The 17,064-nt window shown below is 65.6% G+C and carries 15 protein-coding genes; 12 read left to right on the top strand and 3 right to left on the bottom strand.

From position 1 onward, the window contains the following. The first annotated feature begins 20 nt into the window (after window positions 1-20). From N2605_RS19355 to N2605_RS19300, 12 genes are all read left to right on the top strand, one after another. Complete coding sequence (locus N2605_RS19355; protein WP_260342070.1) at window positions 21-2,309, top strand: RelA/SpoT family protein; 2,289 nt, start codon at window positions 21-23, stop codon at window positions 2,307-2,309. Between the two features lie 45 nt (window positions 2,310-2,354). After that, window positions 2,355-3,107: a pyridoxine 5'-phosphate synthase gene (locus tag N2605_RS19350; RefSeq protein ID WP_057029760.1), complete on the top strand. Its 753-nt coding sequence runs from the start codon at window positions 2,355-2,357 to the stop codon at window positions 3,105-3,107. Then, on the top strand, window positions 3,104-3,523 hold the full coding sequence (acpS, locus tag N2605_RS19345) for a holo-ACP synthase (RefSeq protein WP_260342069.1): 420 nt from the start codon (window positions 3,104-3,106) through the stop codon (window positions 3,521-3,523). The genes N2605_RS19350 and acpS overlap by 4 nt, the downstream gene beginning before the upstream one ends. 249 nt (window positions 3,524-3,772) lie before the next feature. Next, window positions 3,773-4,537 (top strand): signal peptidase I, encoded by a 765-nt coding sequence (gene lepB, locus N2605_RS19340; protein WP_036015031.1) that lies wholly within the window; start codon window positions 3,773-3,775, stop codon window positions 4,535-4,537. Next, a complete protein-coding gene (gene rnc, locus N2605_RS19335; RefSeq protein WP_109143526.1) occupies window positions 4,534-5,355 on the top strand; it encodes a ribonuclease III in 822 nt (273 codons plus the stop codon). Before lepB ends, rnc begins: the two co-directional genes overlap by 4 nt. Next, window positions 5,345-6,271 (top strand): GTPase Era, encoded by a 927-nt coding sequence (era, locus tag N2605_RS19330; protein ID WP_260342068.1) that lies wholly within the window; start codon window positions 5,345-5,347, stop codon window positions 6,269-6,271. The genes rnc and era overlap by 11 nt, the downstream gene beginning before the upstream one ends. A 21-nt stretch (window positions 6,272-6,292) precedes the next feature. Next, a complete protein-coding gene (locus N2605_RS19325; protein ID WP_036015023.1) occupies window positions 6,293-6,673 on the top strand; it encodes a hypothetical protein in 381 nt (126 codons plus the stop codon). A gap of 120 nt (window positions 6,674-6,793) precedes the next feature. Next, window positions 6,794-7,546 carry a DNA repair protein RecO gene (gene recO / locus N2605_RS19320; RefSeq protein ID WP_225187486.1) on the top strand — a complete coding sequence of 251 codons (753 nt, stop codon included), beginning with the start codon at window positions 6,794-6,796 and terminating at the stop codon, window positions 7,544-7,546. 92 nt (window positions 7,547-7,638) lie between these two features. Then, a complete protein-coding gene (locus tag N2605_RS19315) occupies window positions 7,639-7,923 on the top strand; it encodes a hypothetical protein (RefSeq protein ID WP_260342067.1) in 285 nt (94 codons plus the stop codon). 64 nt (window positions 7,924-7,987) lie between these two features. After that, window positions 7,988-10,246, top strand: coding sequence for a DNA topoisomerase IV subunit A (gene parC / locus N2605_RS19310; protein WP_036015009.1), 2,259 nt, complete (start codon window positions 7,988-7,990; stop codon window positions 10,244-10,246). Between the two features lie 402 nt (window positions 10,247-10,648). Further along, window positions 10,649-12,199 (top strand): ABC transporter substrate-binding protein, encoded by a 1,551-nt coding sequence (locus tag N2605_RS19305; RefSeq protein WP_036025509.1) that lies wholly within the window; start codon window positions 10,649-10,651, stop codon window positions 12,197-12,199. A gap of 4 nt (window positions 12,200-12,203) precedes the next feature. Beyond that, a complete protein-coding gene (locus N2605_RS19300) occupies window positions 12,204-13,748 on the top strand; it encodes a GMC family oxidoreductase (RefSeq protein WP_260342066.1) in 1,545 nt (514 codons plus the stop codon). 629 nt (window positions 13,749-14,377) lie between these two features. Here the strand turns inward: N2605_RS19300 and N2605_RS19295 are convergent. The 3 genes from N2605_RS19295 to N2605_RS19285 all read right to left on the bottom strand — a co-directional run bounded on the left by N2605_RS19295 (window position 14,378) and on the right by N2605_RS19285 (window position 16,932). Continuing rightward, window positions 14,378-14,641, bottom strand: a complete 264-nt coding sequence (locus N2605_RS19295; RefSeq protein ID WP_146207726.1) for a hypothetical protein — start codon at window positions 14,639-14,641, stop codon at window positions 14,378-14,380. 90 nt (window positions 14,642-14,731) lie between these two features. Further along, on the bottom strand, window positions 14,732-16,114 hold the full coding sequence (chrA, locus tag N2605_RS19290; protein ID WP_260342065.1) for a chromate efflux transporter: 1,383 nt from the start codon (window positions 16,112-16,114) through the stop codon (window positions 14,732-14,734). Beyond that, window positions 16,114-16,932 (bottom strand): chromate resistance protein ChrB domain-containing protein, encoded by an 819-nt coding sequence (locus N2605_RS19285; RefSeq protein ID WP_057029754.1) that lies wholly within the window; start codon window positions 16,930-16,932, stop codon window positions 16,114-16,116. The genes chrA and N2605_RS19285 overlap by 1 nt, the downstream gene beginning before the upstream one ends. Between the last annotated feature and the right edge of the window lie 132 nt (window positions 16,933-17,064).

Raw genomic sequence — 17,064 nt, 5'->3', positions numbered from 1 at the left:
CCGTTTGAAGGCAGGACGGCATGGTATATCGGCGCCGCAGATCCACGCAGATGCAGGCCGCAACCGAATCGGTTGCCGTGGCCCCGACTGCGCCGGTCGCGCGCCCCGCCAGGCCTCGCGCCCGGATGATGCGTCAATATGACCTCGTCGAGCGCGTCAGGTCCTACAATCCCAACACCAAAGAAGACCTGCTGAACCGTGCCTACGTCTACGCCATGAAGGCCCACGGCTCGCAGACCCGCGCCTCGGGCGATCCGTATTTCTCGCATCCGCTCGAGGTGGCTGCGATTCTCACCGACCTCAAGCTAGACGACGCCACCATCGTGGCCGCGCTGCTGCACGACACGATCGAGGACACCGAGGCAACGCGGGCCGAGATCGATCAGATCTTCGGCTCGGAGATCGGCGCGCTGGTCGATGGCCTGACCAAGCTGAAGCGGCTGGAGCTGGTGTCGCGGGAGGCTAAGCAGGCCGAGAATCTGCGCAAATTGTTGCTGGCCATTGCCGACGATGTCCGCGTGCTTTTGGTCAAGCTCGCCGACCGTCTGCACAACATGCGCACGCTGGACTTCGTGCCGACGGAATCGCGCCGGCGCATCGCCGAGGAGACGCTCGACATCTATGCGCCGCTGGCGGGGCGCATGGGCATGCAGGAAATGCGCGAGGAGCTGGAGGATCTGTCCTTCCGCACCCTCGATCCCGAAGCCTATTCGGTGGTGATGCAGCGGCTCGACGCGCTGGCTGAGCGCAACCGCAACCTGATCGGCGAGATCGAGGACCAGCTCTCCAACAATCTGCGCCACCGTGGCTTGGGGGCGCGGGTCTATGGCCGGCGCAAGAAGCCGTTCTCGATCTGGACCAAGATGGAGCGCAAGTCGGTCGGCTTCGAGCAATTGTCCGACATCTTCGGCTTCCGCCTCGTCGTCAGCGACGTCGAGGCCTGCTATCGCGCGCTCGGGATCGTCCACACCACCTGGCCGGTCGTGCCCGGACGTTTCAAGGACTATATCTCGACGCCGAAGCAGAACGACTACCGCTCGATCCACACCACGGTGATCGGCCCCGGCAACCAGCGCGTCGAGCTGCAGATCCGCACCGAGGCGATGGACCAGATCGCCGAGCGCGGCATCGCCGCGCACGTTTTCTACAAGGAGGGCGTGGGTTCGCCGACCGAATTCCTCAAGCGCGAGTCCAACGCGTTCGCCTGGCTGCGCCACACCATCGGCATCCTCTCGGAAAGCGCGAACCCGGAGGAATTCCTCGAGCACACCAAGCTCGAGCTGTTCCACGACCAGGTGTTCTGCTTCACCCCGAAGGGCAAGCTGATCGCGCTGCCGCGCCATGCCAACGTGATCGACTTCGCCTATGCGGTGCATACCGACGTCGGCAACAGCGCGGTGGGCTGCAAGATCAACGGCAAATTCGCGCCGCTGTCCTCGGAGCTTCAGAACGGCGACGAGGTCGAGGTGCTGACCTCGGAGGCGCAGTCCGCGCCGCCCTCGGCCTGGGAAACGCTCGCCGTCACCGGCAAGGCGCGTGCCGCGATCCGCCGCGCCACGCGCACCGCGGTGCGCGACCAATATGTCGGGCTCGGCCGGCGCATCGTCGAGCGCCTGTTCGAGCGCGCCAAGATTGAATACGCCGACGACAAGCTCAAGGGCGCGCTGCCGCGGCTCGCGCGCACATCGATCGAGGACGTCATGGCGGCGGTCGGGCGCGGCGAGATCAAGGCCTCCCATGTCGCGCGTGCGATGTACCCGGATTACAAGGAGGAGCGCATCGCGCGCTACGGCGTCAAGAAGGGCCTTGCCGCCAAGCTCAAGGAGAAGGGGGTCTCCGAACAGTCGCGCAGCCCGGTCGCGATCCCGATCCGCGGCATCAATTCCGACCTTCCGGTGAAGTTCGCGCCGAACGGCGGCGCCGTCCCCGGCGATCGCATTGTCGGCATCGTCACGCCGGGCGAGGGCATCACGATCTATCCGATCCAGGCGCCGGCCCTGAAGGATTTCGAGGAGGAGCCGGAGCGCTGGCTCGACGTCCGCTGGGACATCGAGGATTCCGCGCCGCAGCGCTTCCCGGCCCGCATCAAGGTCGAGAACGTCAATGAGCCCGGCGCGCTGGCGCAGATCGCGACCGTGATCGCCGAGCACGACGGCAACATCGACAACATCAGCATGCAGCGCCGCTCGCCCGATTTCACGGAGACGACGATCGATCTCGAAGTCTACGACTTGAAGCACCTCAGCGCGATCCTGGCCCAGCTGCGCGCGAAGGCGGTCGTCGCCAAAGTCGAACGTGTTAATGGATAGGCGCATCTCGCATGCGCCGTTCCCTCTGATTTCGCGAGTTCTGAAATGCCCGCACCTCCGCTCCGCCTCGGCGTCAATATCGATCACGTCGCAACCGTGCGTAACGCGCGCGGCGGCCGCCATCCCGATCCGGTGCGCGCCGCGCTGCTCGCGATCGAGGCCGGCGCCGACGGCATCACCGCACATTTGCGCGAGGACCGCCGGCACATCCGCGACGAGGACATGGCGCGCCTGAAGGCGGAGATCTCCAAGCCGCTCAATTTCGAGATGGCCGCGACGGACGACATGATGCGGATCTCGCTCGCCACCAAGCCGCACGCGGTGTGCCTGGTGCCGGAGCGGCGCCAGGAGGTAACGACCGAAGGCGGGTTGGACGTGGTCGGCCAGCGCAGCGCGCTCGCGCCCTATATCGCGCGGCTGAGCGAGGCCGGCATCCGCGTCTCGCTGTTCATTGCGGCCGATCCCGCCCAGATCGAGATGGCGGCACGGCTGCGCGCCCCTGTGATCGAGATCCACACCGGTGCCTGGTGCGATGCCGTCGTCGATGGCCACACCGACAAGGCCGAGGCTGAATGGCAGCGGATCGTGGCCGGGGTGAAGCTGGCGAAGGACGCGGGACTCGAGGTTCACGCCGGCCACGGGCTGGACTATGCGACGGCGGAGAAGATCGCGAGCTTGCCCGAAATCATGGAGCTGAACATCGGCTATTACATGATCGGCGAGGCGCTGTTCGTGGGGCTGGCCGAGACCGTGCGCAGCATGCGCGCGGCGATGGATCGTGGCCGGAGCCGGGCATGATCATCGGCATCGGCTCCGACCTGATCGACATCACCCGCGTCGCCAAGGTGATCGAGCGCCACGGCGAGCGTTTTCTCGACCGCATCTTCACCGCGGCCGAGCGGGCCAAGGCGGAACGGCGCGCCAAGAACGAGAAGATGGTGGTGGCGACCTACGCCAAGCGCTTCGCCGCCAAGGAGGCCTGCTCCAAGGCACTCGGCACCGGCATCAGGCGCGGCGTCTGGTGGCGCGACATGGGGGTGGTCAACCTGCCGGGCGGGCGGCCGACCATGCAGCTGACCGGCGGCGCGCTGGCCCGGCTCGAGGCCCTGACACCGGAGGGGTTCGAGGCGCGGATCGACCTTTCGATCACCGACGACTGGCCGCTGGCGCAGGCTTTTGTCGTCATTTCCGCCGTCCCGCTGCCGAAACCTTGATCGCGGCTCGGGCGTTTTGTGATTTTCTTTATAAATCAATATCTTAATCAGTTTTGATGCGATCCTTGATTGCGTGGCCTCCGACAACCGTCTAAAAGTCCGCGAACGCAAATCAGCCTGGGCGAATTCGGCTTTACGCCGGAATTGGCCCTCACTATCAGAATCAGGACAATCTCCTTGCGCCGCGAACCGGTGGGCCGTTCGCGGGAGGAGGGCGCTCTATGATCGCCGGCCGGAATTGAGAGAGCAATGAGCGTGACTTCGGGAACGAAAACTGAGAGCGGCGTCGGCGAAACGATCCGAGTCGTCATTCATGCTCTCCTGATCGCGCTCGTGATCCGCACCTTCCTGTTTCAGCCCTTCAACATCCCGTCCGGCTCGATGAAGGCGACGCTGCTGGTCGGCGACTATCTGTTCGTCTCGAAATATTCCTACGGCTACAGCCATTACTCGATTCCATTCTCGCCGCCGCTGTTCTCGGGACGGATCTGGGGCTCGGACCCCGCTCGTGGCGACATCGTCGTGTTTCGCCTGCCGAAGGACGATTCCACCGACTACATCAAGCGCGTGATCGGCCTTCCCGGCGACCGTGTCCAGATGCGGGACGGGCTGCTCTACATCAACGATACGCCCGTCGAGCGGCAGCGCATGAGCGAATATGTCGGCGAGGACCCTTGCGGCTCGGAAGGCGGCGGCATCTCCCGGGTGAAGCGCTGGAAGGAGACGCTGCCGAACGGCGTGTCCTATGAGACGCTGGACTGCGCCGACAACGGCTACATGGACAACACCAACGTCTACACCGTCCCGGCCGGCCACTTCTTCATGATGGGTGACAACCGCGACAACTCCACCGATAGCCGCTTTCTCGGCCAGGTCGGCTACGTCCCGCAGGAGCACTTGATCGGCCGCGCCCAGATGATCTTCTTCTCCATCGCTGAAGGCGAGCACGCCTGGATGCTCTGGCGCTGGCCGTGGGCGGTGCGCTGGAATCGGTTCTTCAAAATCGTCCGATGAAAGACGAAGCCAAGGACATCGCGATCCAACCGACCGAGGTGCAAGCCGCTCCCGAGGGCGATGCTGCGGCGAAGGCGCCTGCCAAGAAGAAACGGCCGCGGAGCAGCAAGGCCAAGGGCACGAATGCCAACGCGGCGCTCGAGGCGCGGATCGGCCACAGCTTCGCCGATCCAAATATGCTGATGCAGGCGATCACGCATGTCTCGGCCCTGAAGTCCGGGCGCAAGCGAGGCGACAGCTATCAGCGGCTGGAATTCCTGGGCGACCACGTGCTCGGGCTCGTCGTCTCCGACATGCTCTATCACGCCTTCCCGAACGCCGATGAGGGCGAGCTGTCCAAGCGGCTTGCCGAGCTCGTGCGCAAGGAGAGCTGCGCGGACGTCGCCAAGTCGCTCGGTCTCGTCGACGACATCAAGCTGGGCTCGGTCGGCTCCAGTGCCGATGCCCGCCTGCGCAAATCCATCCTCGGCGACATCTGCGAGGCCGTGATCGGCGCCATCTACCTCGATGGCGGCCATGCGGCGGCAGCCGAATTCGTCAAGCGCAACTGGACCGAGCGGATGCACAAGCCGCGCCGGCCCTTGCGCGATCCCAAGACCGTGCTGCAGGAATGGGCGCAAGGCAAGGGACTGCCGACGCCTGTCTATCGCGAGGTCGAGCGCACTGGCCCGCATCACGATCCGCAGTTCCGTGTCGCCGTCGATCTGCCGGGCCTGGCCCCGGCCGAGGGTATCGGCGGCAGCAAGCGCGCGGCAGAGAAAGTGGCAGCCTCAGTGATGATCGAACGCGAAGGCGTCGGCGGCAGCAATGACGGTTGAAGCAAGCGGCGGGGCACCCGGCGCGACGCGCTGCGGCTTCGTCGCGCTGATCGGCGCGCCGAATGTCGGCAAGTCGACGCTGGTCAACGCGCTGGTCGGCGCCAAGGTCACGATCGTCTCGCGCAAGGTGCAAACCACGCGCGCGCTGATCCGCGGTATCGTCATCGAGAACAACGCGCAAATTATCCTTGTCGACACGCCCGGCATCTTCTCGCCCAAGCGCCGGCTCGACCGCGCCATGGTCTCGACCGCCTGGAGCGGGGCGCATGATGCCGATCTGGTCTGCGTGCTGCTCGATGCCAAAACGGGCATCGACGAGGAGGCGGAGGCGATCCTCGCCAAGGCCGCCAGCGTCAATCACGACAAGATCCTCGTCATCAACAAGGTCGATCTGGTCCAGCGCGAGAAGCTGTTGGCGCTGGCGCAGGCCGCCAACGAGCGCATGACGTTCGCAAGGACCTTCATGATCTCGGCGATCTCGGGCGATGGCGTCGACGACATCCGCAAGACGCTCGCGGACATGGTGCCGCCGGGTCCGTTCCTCTACCCCGAGGACCAGATGTCGGACGCGCCGATGCGGCAGCTGGCGGCCGAGATCACGCGCGAGAAGATCTATCAGAAGCTGCACCAGGAATTGCCCTACCAGTCCACGGTCGAGACCGACAAGTGGGAGGAGCGCAAGGACAAGTCTGTGCGGATCGAGCAGACGATCTACGTCGAGCGCGAAAGCCAGCGCAAGATCGTGCTCGGCAAGGGCGGCGCCACCATCAAGTCGATCGGCGCCGACTCGCGGAAAGAGCTGATGCAGATTCTGGACGTGACGGTGCACCTGTTCCTGTTCGTCAAGGTGCGCGAGAACTGGGGCGACGATCCCGATCGCTATCGCGAGATGGGCCTGGACTTCCCAAAAGAATAACCAAGAAAAGATCGGCATTCGATGAGCCTACCCACCAACGTCCAGCGCTTCGAAGCGCTGCTCTATGCATCGTTGATGCTGGACGCCGTCTCGATCGCCGTGCAGGACCGCACGCCCAATGCCGCGGTGACCGAGCAGATGATCATGACCGGGACGCTGCTCGCCGGCGGCATGATCCTCCTGCTGCTCTATTTCGTCCGGCTGGCCGCGCATCATCGCAAGAACTGGCCACGCTGGGTGCTGGCGGCGGCCCTCGTGTTGTCGGTGATCTCGCTCGGCCAGATCATCGGCGAGAAGGGCCTGGAGCTCGACAGCGCCATCGAGATCGTCTCCTGCGCGCTGACGACGATGGGCCTGTATTTCTCCTTCAGCGGCGACGCGCGGGACTGGTTCAACGCGTGAGGCGCCGTAGGGTGGATTAGCGAAGCCTAATCCACCTTTGACGTGCACGGGCGATTGGCGGATTACGCCTTCGGCTAATCCGCCCTACGATTGAACGCCGGAATCCGCTACACTTCCCCTATGGAATGGTCCGACGAAGGCATCGTGCTGGGCGTCCGGCGGCATGGCGAATCCAGCGCCATCGTCGAGCTGTTGACGCGCGCGCATGGCCGGCATCTCGGGCTCGTCCGCGGCGGCGCCGGTTCGCGGATGCGGCCGCTGCTGCAGCCGGGGAACAGCGTCAGTGCGGTGTGGCGGGCTCGGCTCGACGAGCATCTGGGCACTTATACGATCGAGGGATTGAAGCTGCGCGCGGCAACGCTGCTGGCATCGTCCCACGGCGTCTACGGCGTCACCCATCTCGCCTCCGTCGCGCGGCTGTTGCCGGAGCGCGATCCGCATGAGGACATCTTTGCGCTGCTCGAGCATTCGCTCGACGATTTCGACGACATCGGCAGCGCGGCCGTGCACCTGATCCATTTCGAGCTGGCGATGCTCGCCGAGCTGGGCTTTGGGCTGGCGCTGGACAATTGTGCAGTGACCGGCGAGACCACGGACCTGATCTATGTCTCGCCAAAATCCGGCGGCGCGGTATCGCGTGGCGCGGGCGAGCCGTGGCGCGACCGGCTGTTGCGCCTGCCGCCGTTCCTGCGCCAGGGCGAAACCGCGGGCGATCTCACCGAACAGGATCTCCAGGACGGCTTCCGGCTCACCGGCCTGTTCCTGCTCCGCCACGTGCTTGAGCCGCGCGGCCAGGGCCATTCCGATGCGCGGGCCGGCTTCATCAACGCCCTGATGCGGCAGCAGGCGAGGGCGGCGATCCCGGCGCCATGACGTAATAGCTGCCCAGCAGCATGCAGTTCCCTGGAACGAAATCGGCCCGCGCGGACTTGGGGCTTGAGGTTCCACATCGGGGGACAGCCCAAATGTTGATCAGGGGATTCGCCTTGTCCGCGACGCTGCTTGCGCTCGCGCCCGACGCCATGGCTGGCGAGCCGCAGCCCGGGGCGTTTCGCCGGGCCTCGTGCACGGTGGTGCGGTACTATGTGGCGAAATATTCCGCTGCCGCTGCAGAGACATGGGCGCGGTCGCGGGGCGCGACCGACGCCGAGATCGAGGCCGCCCGCCGTTGCCTGACCAATGCGCCGGCGCCTGCGCAAACACCTGGTCCAGCCCCAACCCAGACCGTCACAGCCGGCTGGGCAGGCTAGTACGTCGCCCACAGGGAACCATTCGATCCTTGCCCGATTCGCTTCCACGGTTTAACCGGGCGGCATGGGAAAACGAATCGTTCCGCCGGAAGAACCGGCTGAAATCCACGAGGTGCCGCTGCGTGAGGCGCTGGAAGAGCGCTATCTCGCTTATGCCCTCTCCACCATCATGCACCGTGCGCTGCCGGACGCGCGCGACGGCCTGAAGCCGGTGCACCGGCGCATCCTCTACGGCATGCGCCTGCTCAGGCTCGACCCCGGCACGGCCTTCAAGAAGTCGGCCAAGATCGTCGGCGACGTGATGGGCTCGTTCCATCCGCACGGCGACCAGGCGATCTACGACGCCATGGTCCGCCTCGCGCAGGATTTCTCCTCACGATATCCGCTGGTCGACGGCCAAGGCAATTTCGGCAATATCGACGGCGATAACCCCGCCGCCTACCGCTACACCGAAGCGCGCATGACCGACGTCGCGCGGCTTCTGCTCGAGGGCATCGACGAGGACGGGGTCGAATTCCGCGCCAACTACGACGGCCAGTCGAAAGAGCCCATCGTGCTGCCGGGCGGCTTCCCGAACCTGCTCGCCAACGGCGCGCAGGGCATCGCGGTCGGCATGGCGACCTCGATCCCGCCGCACAACGCCGCCGAGCTGTGCGACGCCGCGCTGCACCTGATCGAGAAGCCCGACGCAAAGTCGAAGGCACTGCTCAAGTGGGTCAAGGGCCCGGATTTCCCGACCGGCGGCATCATCGTCGATTCCAAGCAGGCGATTGCGGAAGCCTACACCACCGGCCGCGGCTCGTTCCGCGTCCGAGCGCGGTGGACGCAGGAGGAGGGCGCACGCGGCACCTGGGCCGTCGTCGTCACAGAGATTCCGTTCCTGGTGCAGAAGTCGCGTCTGATCGAGAAGGTCGCCGAACTGCTGGACCAGAAGAAGCTGCCGCTGGTCGGCGACATCAGGGACGAATCGGCCGAAGACGTCCGCATCGTGATCGAGCCGAAGTCGAAGAACGTCGATCCGGCGCTGATGATGGAATCGCTGTTCCGCCTCACCGAGCTCGAAAACAAGATTCCGCTGAACCTCAACGTCCTGATCAAGGGGCGCATCCCCAAGGTCGTGGGGCTCGCGGAGTGCTTGCGCGAATGGCTCGACCATCTGCGCGACGTGCTGATCCGCCGCAGCAACTACCGCAAGGCGCAGATCGAGCACCGGCTGGAAGTGCTCGGCGGCTTCCTGATCGCATACCTGAACATCGACAAGGTGATCAGGATCATCCGCACCGAGGACGAGCCGAAGCCTGAGCTGATGAAGGCGTTCAAGCTCACCGAGGTGCAGGCGGAAGCCATCCTCAACATGCGCCTGCGCTCCTTGCGCAAGCTCGAGGAGATGGAGATCCGCACCGAGGACAAGAACCTCCGCGCCGAGCTCAAGGGCATCAATGCGGTGCTCGCCTCCGAAGCCGAGCAGTGGAAGAAGGTCGGCGAGCAGGTCGGCAAGGTCCGCGACATGTTCGGACCGAAGACACCGCTCGGCAAGCGTCGCACCACCTTCGCGGATGCGCCCGAGCACGATCTCGCCGCGATCGAGGAGGCCTTCGTCGAGCGCGAGCCGGTGACGGTGGTCGTCTCCGACAAGGGCTGGATCCGCACCATGAAGGGGCATGTCGAGGATCTCTCGGGCCTTGCCTTCAAGCAGGACGACAAGCTCGGCTTCGCCTTCTTCGCCGAGACGACCTCGAAGCTCCTGCTGTTCGCCACCAACGGCAAGTTCTACTCGCTCGACGTCGCCAAGCTGCCGGGCGGCCGCGGCCATGGCGAGCCGATCCGATTGTTCATCGACCTCGAGCAGGAGGCCGCGCCCGTCGCGCTGTTCGTCAACAAGGGCGGCCGCAAATTCCTGGTCGCCAGCCACGAGGGCCAGGGTTTTGTGGTCAACGAGGACGATTGCGTTGGCACCACCAAGAAGGGCAAGCAGGTCCTCAACGTGGACATGCCGAACGAGGCCCGCGCGATCACCGAGGTGACGGGCGACACCGTCGCCGTCATCGGCGAGAACCGCAAGATGCTGGTCTTCCCGCTCGACCAGGTGCCGGAGATGGCCCGCGGCCGCGGCGTGCGCCTGCAGAAATACAAGGACGGCGGCCTGTCCGACGTTGCGGTATTCGACGCCAAGGCGGGCCTGACCTGGAAGGATTCCGCAGGACGCGAATTCTCCGCGACCATGAAGGAGCTGGCGGAGTGGCAGGGCACGCGCGCCGACGCCGGCCGCCTGCCGCCGAAGGGTTTCCCGAAGTCGAACAAGTTCGGTCGAGTGATCGGGTAGGGCACTGGCCCCAACTGTCGCCGCAACGACGCTGTCATGCCCCGCCTAGTGCGCAATTGCGCACTAGGCGGGGCATCCAGTACGCCGCGGCTTCTCCGTATCCATCAGCTGTCTCTGGAATACTGGGTCGCCCGGTCAAGCCGGGCGGCGACAGCGCGTGTTGTGCTCTCTGCTCCACCGTCATTGCGAGCGCAGCGAAGCAATCCAGAATCCCACCGCGGAAAGACTCTGGATTGCTTCGCTGCGCTCGCAATGACGAGCTGCGCCAGCCTCGCTCTCCAACTCTAAGTATGTGCATCCTGCAAACGCGTGGCAGCTAGCTATGAGCGCATACGTGTGGGCACGAACATTGCTTTTTTCCTGCTGAACGCAAACGGCTGGTCAAAAGGCAAAAACACCCCAATGCTCAAACTGAAGACTTTCATTCCCGCGCTGTTCGGCCTTGCGCTGGTGGCGGCGCCCGCGCATGCGGCGGGCAATCTCGTCGCGGTGCTCGAGGCGGAGATCGTCACGCTCGATCCGCATTTCTCCACGGCCTATATTTCGCGCACGTTCGGCTACATGGTGTTCGACACGCTGTTTGCGAAGGATGCCAAGGGCGACATCAAGCCGCAAATGGTGCAGGACTGGAAAGTCTCGCCCGATGGCTTGACCTATACGTTCACGCTGCGCGACGGCCTGAAATGGCACGACGGCCAGCCCGTCACGGCAGCCGATTGCGTGGCCTCGCTGCGTCGCTGGGGCACCCGCAGCGCACTCGGCCGCCGCATTTTCGCGATCACGGCTTCGCTCGAGCCGGTCGATGCGAAAACCTTCGTGCTGACGCTGAAGGAGCCGTCCGGCCTCGTCATCGACGCGCTCGGCAATCCCGTCAGCCCGGTCGCTTTCATGATGCCCGAACGCATCGCGAGGACGCCCGGCGACCAGCGCACCACCGAGATCGTCGGCTCCGGCCCGTTCGTCTACAGCAAGGCCGACCACCGCACCGGCGACCGCATGATCCTGAAGAAGTTCGGCGACTATGTGCCGCGTCCCGAGCCCGCGGACTTCCTGGCCGGCGGCAAGCGCGTCAATGTCGACACGCTCGAGGTCCGCGTCATTCCCGATGGTGCGACTGCCGCCTCTGCGCTGCAGGCCGGCGAAATCGATTTCATGCAGTACGCGCCGTTCGATCTGCTGCCGCAGCTGGAGAAGAACACGCGCGTCAAGCTCGTCAACTTCACCGGCGGCAACATGTTCGCCGGCGCCTACCGTCTCAACGCGGCCTCGAAGCCGTTCGATGATCCGGAGATCCGCCGCGTGCTGTGGAAGCTGGTCGACCAGCGCGAAGTGCTGGATGCGCTCGGGCTCGACGCCAAATACGCCACCCCTTGCGCGACCTACTTCACCTGCGGCACCACATACGAGAGCAAGGCCGGCACGGAAGCCGCCGCAAAGCCCTCGATCGAAGCGGCGAAGGCTGCGCTGAAGGCGACCAAATATGCCGGCGAGCCCGTCGTCGTGATGCAGGCCAACGACCTCGAAGCCCCGCGCGTTTCGGCGCAGGTGCTCGCCGAGCGGCTGAAGGCTGCAGGTTTCAACGTCGATCTGCAGGTGATGGACTGGGCGAGCGTGCTGGCGCGCCGCGCCAAGAAGGAGGGCTGGAGCGTCTATGGCGTCCACGCCGGCGGCTTCGACCTCGGCTCGCCGCTGACCAATGTCATGGTTGCCTTCAACTGTGCCGACTTCACCGGCTGGCAATGCGATGCGCGTATCACCCCTCTGATGGAAGCCTTCGCCAAGGCGCCGGCCGAGGCGGACCGGAAGAAGATCGCGGGCGAGATCCAGGCCGTCATGTACGATCAGGCGCCCGGAATCCCGTGGGGCCAGTTCGCGCAGCCGGCCGCCTATCGCGCGACTTTGCGCGGTCTGATACCGTCCGCCATCCCGGTGTTCTGGAACGTTGAGAAGTAGCGCGATGTACGATGTCATTGTTGTCGGCGGCGGCTCCGCCGGCGCCGCCGTGGCCGCAAGGCTCTCCGAAGATCCCGCACGGCGCGTCCTGCTGCTCGAGGCGGGGCTCGACTGGCGCGCCGACGAGGCGCCCTGGGAGGTGCGGACGCCGAATCCGATCCCGATCATCCACAAGCGCGAGTACCAGGAGAAATGGCAATGGCCCGATCTTCTGACGCGCCGCGTCGCTGGGCAGGAGCCGCGCTTCTACTGGCGCGGCAAGGGGCTCGGCGGCTCGTCGATGATGAACGGCCAGATCGCGATCCGCGGCGTTGCCGATGCGTTCGACGAATGGGCGGCCAATGGCTGCACCGGCTGGTCGGCGAAAGAGGTGATGCCGCTGTTTTCGGTGATCGAGGACGATCTGGAATTCGGCGATGTCGAGGGCCACGGCCGCGGCGGGCCACTGCCGGTCTACCGCGCGCCTTTGCAAAAGTGGGGTCCGATCGACCGCGGCTTGCGCGATGCGGCACTTGCGAGCGGCTATCCCTGGTGCGCCGACGTCAATGGTCCGGACGGCGAGGGCGTTGCGTGCTACCCCATCAACAGCCGCGACTTGCGCCGCATCACCACCAATGAGGGCTATCTCGAGCCCGCACGCGGGCGCGCCAACCTGGAGATCCGCGGGCATGCGCTGGTCGATCGCGTGCTGATCAGCGACGGACGGGCGACCGGTGTCCGCGTTCATGTCGAGGGGCAGGGCACCCAGGAGATCAGCGCCCGCCAGATCGTGCTGTGCGCCGGCGCCATCCACAGTCCGGCGATCCTGCTGCGCTCGGGCATCGGGCCGGCCGAGGAGTTGAAGGCAATGGGGATTGCTGTCACGCGCGATCTGCCGGTCGGCCGCCATTTCTTCGACCATCCGCTGTTTCGCGCCACGATCCAGCTCCGGGACGAGCTTCGTCCCACCGATCCGGATACGCGCCACACCAATTGCTGCGTGACCTATTCCTCCGGCCTCGCCAATGGCGGCAAGCGCGACATGATCCTGATCGCCTTCAATCATCGCGGCATCGGGAACCCCGGAGCGATCGGCGCGGGGCTGTTCAACGCCTATTCGCGCGGGACGCTCAAGCTGGCCTCGACCGATCCTGCAATCGATCCGGTCGTCGAGGAGAACATGCTGGCCGATCCGCGCGACATGCTGCGCATGATCGATGCGGTGAAACGCCTCGCGGTCATCACGTCGCAGCCGGCGCTGTCAGGCATCGCCGACTGGATCAGGCTCGCTGACACGGATTTGACGCTGCCGCAGGCCGCCAGCCTGCCCGATCACGAGCTCGACGCGGTGCTGCGCCGCGAGACCGGCGACATCCAGCATGCCGCCGGCAGCTGCCGCATGAGCGGCGGGAACGACCCCGATGGCGTGGTCAACCCCGATGGTACCGTGAAAGGGATCAGCGGCCTTCGCGTCGCCGACGCCTCGATCATGCCGTCCGATTGCCGCGCCAACACGCACTTCACGACGGTGGTGATCGGGGAAGCGATCGCGCGGATGATGATGCGATAGCCAGCGGCCAGGATCTGCCATGTGATGAGTCGTGCGCGCTACGCGGAAGGGTACGTCGAGTGGCCGCGGGACTGGAATCAATTGAACGTTGCGCAACATCGTTCCTAGCGATGTTGAAAGCCTCCGACGAATATCATCAGGAACGTTTGCGCGCGGCTTCGATTGGCATGTCATCGTCAATCGGAGTTTGAACCATGCGAAAGACAATCTTCTCAGTAGCCATGTGTGCGTTGCTTGCCGGCGCCTCGATCGGGTTCGCCCATGCGCAGGCGGGCGGAGGTGCCGGAGGCGGGGCCGGCGCAGGTGGAGCGGGCGGCGCGGGTGCGGGCGCTAGCGCCGGGGCCGGAGGAACCAGCGGCGGAACGAGCGGCGCGGCGGGTGGAACGGGAGCGGGCGATGCAGGTACCGGCAGTTCGACGGGATCCAGCGTAGGCGCCGGCGGCGGCAGTGGCGCGGGTTCCGGCCAGGGCGGTCCTCAGACCATCCGTCCGGGCGGCACAAACGATCCAACCCGACGCTAACAAAGGTCGGCGCTTATTGACGTGAATAAGGGAAGGCTGCGGGATTCAACTCAGCAGCTTTCCCACGCCCTCGCCGCGACAGCGCAAGGCCTAGGGGTGGCACGGGCCCTACGGACTGAACAAACTGCGAAGAAACCGCTCCTTTTCGCCGGGCGCATAACCTTGAGAAGCGCCGAAATAAGGTTCAGTGGCGCCAGGATAAGCTGAGGTTTCCGGCGGCGGCGCGTAGGCGAAGCCCGAAGCTGGACCGGACGGGACCATACCCTGACCGGAATGGACAATCGCGTGCCGCCGGTGTGGATGACGCGCCTGTGCGGCGTCGGCAGCGCCGACCAAGGTGATCAGAAAACTGAAAACCAGAAGGAAACGCATCGCTGTTTCTCCAAACGCCCCCTGCCTAGGTGGCGTTCGGCCGCGGCGTTCCAACTCATCCTGGACTCACGATTAGTCACGTCCCTGGCATCAGATCACCCCGGCCATCCGCAACGCCACGCCCGCCGCGCAGCTGCCCGCCAGCACCGTCAGCATGCCGAGCTTGAACCGGAAGATCGCGGTGGCCGCCGCGATCGCCAGCACCAGCGCCGGCACGTCGACGCTCCTCAGCACCGGCATGTCGAAGTTCAGCGGAAACGCATGCACCGGCACGGTCTCGCGGAACAGGATGTGCAGCGCGAACCAAATCGACAGGTTGAGGATCACGCCGACCACGGCGGCGGTGATCGCGCTGAGCGCGCCGGCGAGGCCCGCGTTGCCGCGCAGGCGCTCGATGTAGGGCGCGCCGACGAAAATCCAGAGGAAGCAGGGCATGAAGGTAACCCAGGTCGCGAGCAGGCCGCCGAGCGTGGCCGCGAGCATCGGCGACAGGCCGCTAGGGTCGCGATAGGCCGCCATGAAGCCCACGAATTGCAACACCATGATCAGCGGGCCCGGCGTGGTCTCGGCCATGCCGAGACCGTCGAGCATCTCATGCGGCTTGAGCCAATGATAATGCTCGACCGCCTGCTGGGCGACATAGGCCAGCACCGCATAGGCGCCGCCGAACGTAACCAGCGCCATCTTCGAGAAGAACAGCGCGATCTGGCTGAACACATTGGCCTGACCCAGGGCCATCAGCAGTGCGATCACCGGCACCAGCCAAAGCGCCAGCCACAATGCACCGACGCGGATCGCGCGCGCCGTGTTCGGCCGGACGTGATCGGGCACGGCCTCGCCGAGCATGCTGTCGATCGCGGCGCCGCCGCCATGGCCGTGACCGGCCGGCGCGAATTCCGGACGGCCGCTTCGGGCGCCGGCATAACCGATGAGGCCGGCGGCGATGATGATGATCGGGAAGGGGACCGCGAAGAAGAAGATCGCGACGAAGGCGATGCCTGCGAGCGCGATCATGATGCGGTTCTTCAGCGCGCGCTTGCCGACGCGCACTACCGCCTCGACGACGACGGCGAGCACGGCCGCCTTGAGCCCGAAGAACAGCGCCTCGACGAAGCTGACATTGCCGAAGGCGGCATAGATGTAGCTGAGGCCCATGATGGCGATGATGCCGGGCAGGATGAACAGCCCGCCCGCCATCAGCCCGCCGGCGGTGCGATGCATCAGCCAGCCGACATAGGTCGCGAGCTGCTGCGCCTCAGGTCCCGGCAGCAGCATGCAATAGTTCAGTGCGTGCAGGAAACGGCCTTCGGAGATCCACTTCTTCTCCTCGACCAGGATGCGGTGCATCACCGCGATCTGGCCCGCGGGCCCGCCAAAGCTCAGGCAGGCGACACGGAGCCAGACGCGGAAAGCTTCGTTGAAGCTGATGCCGTGACCGGCACCAGCTCCCGCTTGATCGGCGCGAACGTCCATTACGCCTTCACCTTGTTGGTCGGCCAGTTGTGAGTCTCGGTGGTGGCGTCGCGGCACCAGCGGTAGAAGGCATCATAGAGCAGCATGCCGGCCTCGAGCTGCTCGAGGTCGTCGTCATACATGCGCGACAGCCCGAGCGAGGCCGCGAGCAGGCCGGGCGCCTCCGGCGCGAGGTCGGGTCGCGCGGTGTCGGCGCCGCGCACCAGCGTCGCGAGGCGCAGCAGGGGCGGAGTCGCGATGCCGAACTCCTCGATCATCACGTCGAAGGTGCAGAGCTCGCCGCGGTGGCTCCAGAACACGTTCTCGATGTCGAAGGGCGCTGCGCCGAACCGCTCGCCGACGGCGACCACCTCGGACGGCGCGACATAGAGGAACACTGCGCCCGGATCGACGAAGCGGCGGATCAGCCACGGGCAGGCGATGCGGTCGACCTTCGGCCGCGCCCGCGTCACCCAGACGGTGCGACCCTTGGCATCGCGCGGCGGCAGCTTGCGGGCGTCGACCAGCGGCAGCTTGGCCGCCTTCCAGCCCTCGAAGCCGCCCTCCAGCGTTTCGGCCTGCGCGCCGAGCTGGCGTAACCAGGCCGCGGTGCCTTGCGCGAGCTTCTCGCCGCGGAGGCAGGAGACTACGGCGCGGCGGCCGGCGAAGGCGCCGCCCCAGTCCGCCACGTTGTCGTGGCCGAGCTTGATGGAGCCGGGAATCAGCCGCCGGTCGGCGGCGAAATCCTGCTCGGTGCGCACATCGATCAGAACCGGCGCATTCGCCGTGCCGATCAGCCGTGCCATTTTGTCGGATGAGATGGTCGTGAATGTAGACATGATGCGTCCTCGAGAACCAAACGGGACGCGATGCTTGGGCCTGTCGCCTCGTGGGGAGATCGCTCAAATCCCCATGGCGCAGATTACAGCGAAACTAAGAAGCACTGTCAATCCGCGGGACGATTGGTCCTT

Source organism: Bradyrhizobium yuanmingense (assembly GCF_025200905.1).
Lineage (GTDB): Bacteria > Pseudomonadota > Alphaproteobacteria > Rhizobiales > Xanthobacteraceae > Bradyrhizobium > Bradyrhizobium yuanmingense.
The sequence above is the reverse complement of the archived record's forward strand: the minus strand, read 5'-3'. Positions and strand labels throughout refer to the sequence as shown.

What these genes read in the sequence shown, in the direction of transcription:
- N2605_RS19355 (WP_260342070.1), top strand. Translation starts at nt 21, where the DNA reads ATGGTATATCGGCGCCGCAGATCCACGCAGATGCAGGCCGCAACCGAA.
- N2605_RS19350 (WP_057029760.1), top strand. Translation starts at nt 2,355, where the DNA reads ATGCCCGCACCTCCGCTCCGCCTCGGCGTCAATATCGATCACGTCGCA.
- acpS (WP_260342069.1), top strand. Translation starts at nt 3,104, where the DNA reads ATGATCATCGGCATCGGCTCCGACCTGATCGACATCACCCGCGTCGCC.
- lepB (WP_036015031.1), top strand. Translation starts at nt 3,773, where the DNA reads ATGAGCGTGACTTCGGGAACGAAAACTGAGAGCGGCGTCGGCGAAACG.
- rnc (WP_109143526.1), top strand. Translation starts at nt 4,534, where the DNA reads ATGAAAGACGAAGCCAAGGACATCGCGATCCAACCGACCGAGGTGCAA.
- era (WP_260342068.1), top strand. Translation starts at nt 5,345, where the DNA reads ATGACGGTTGAAGCAAGCGGCGGGGCACCCGGCGCGACGCGCTGCGGC.
- N2605_RS19325 (WP_036015023.1), top strand. Translation starts at nt 6,293, where the DNA reads ATGAGCCTACCCACCAACGTCCAGCGCTTCGAAGCGCTGCTCTATGCA.
- recO (WP_225187486.1), top strand. Translation starts at nt 6,794, where the DNA reads ATGGAATGGTCCGACGAAGGCATCGTGCTGGGCGTCCGGCGGCATGGC.
- N2605_RS19315 (WP_260342067.1), top strand. Translation starts at nt 7,639, where the DNA reads ATGTTGATCAGGGGATTCGCCTTGTCCGCGACGCTGCTTGCGCTCGCG.
- parC (WP_036015009.1), top strand. Translation starts at nt 7,988, where the DNA reads ATGGGAAAACGAATCGTTCCGCCGGAAGAACCGGCTGAAATCCACGAG.
- N2605_RS19305 (WP_036025509.1), top strand. Translation starts at nt 10,649, where the DNA reads ATGCTCAAACTGAAGACTTTCATTCCCGCGCTGTTCGGCCTTGCGCTG.
- N2605_RS19300 (WP_260342066.1), top strand. Translation starts at nt 12,204, where the DNA reads ATGTACGATGTCATTGTTGTCGGCGGCGGCTCCGCCGGCGCCGCCGTG.
- N2605_RS19295 (WP_146207726.1), bottom strand. Translation starts at nt 14,641, where the DNA reads ATGCGTTTCCTTCTGGTTTTCAGTTTTCTGATCACCTTGGTCGGCGCT.
- chrA (WP_260342065.1), bottom strand. Translation starts at nt 16,114, where the DNA reads ATGGACGTTCGCGCCGATCAAGCGGGAGCTGGTGCCGGTCACGGCATC.
- N2605_RS19285 (WP_057029754.1), bottom strand. Translation starts at nt 16,932, where the DNA reads ATGTCTACATTCACGACCATCTCATCCGACAAAATGGCACGGCTGATC.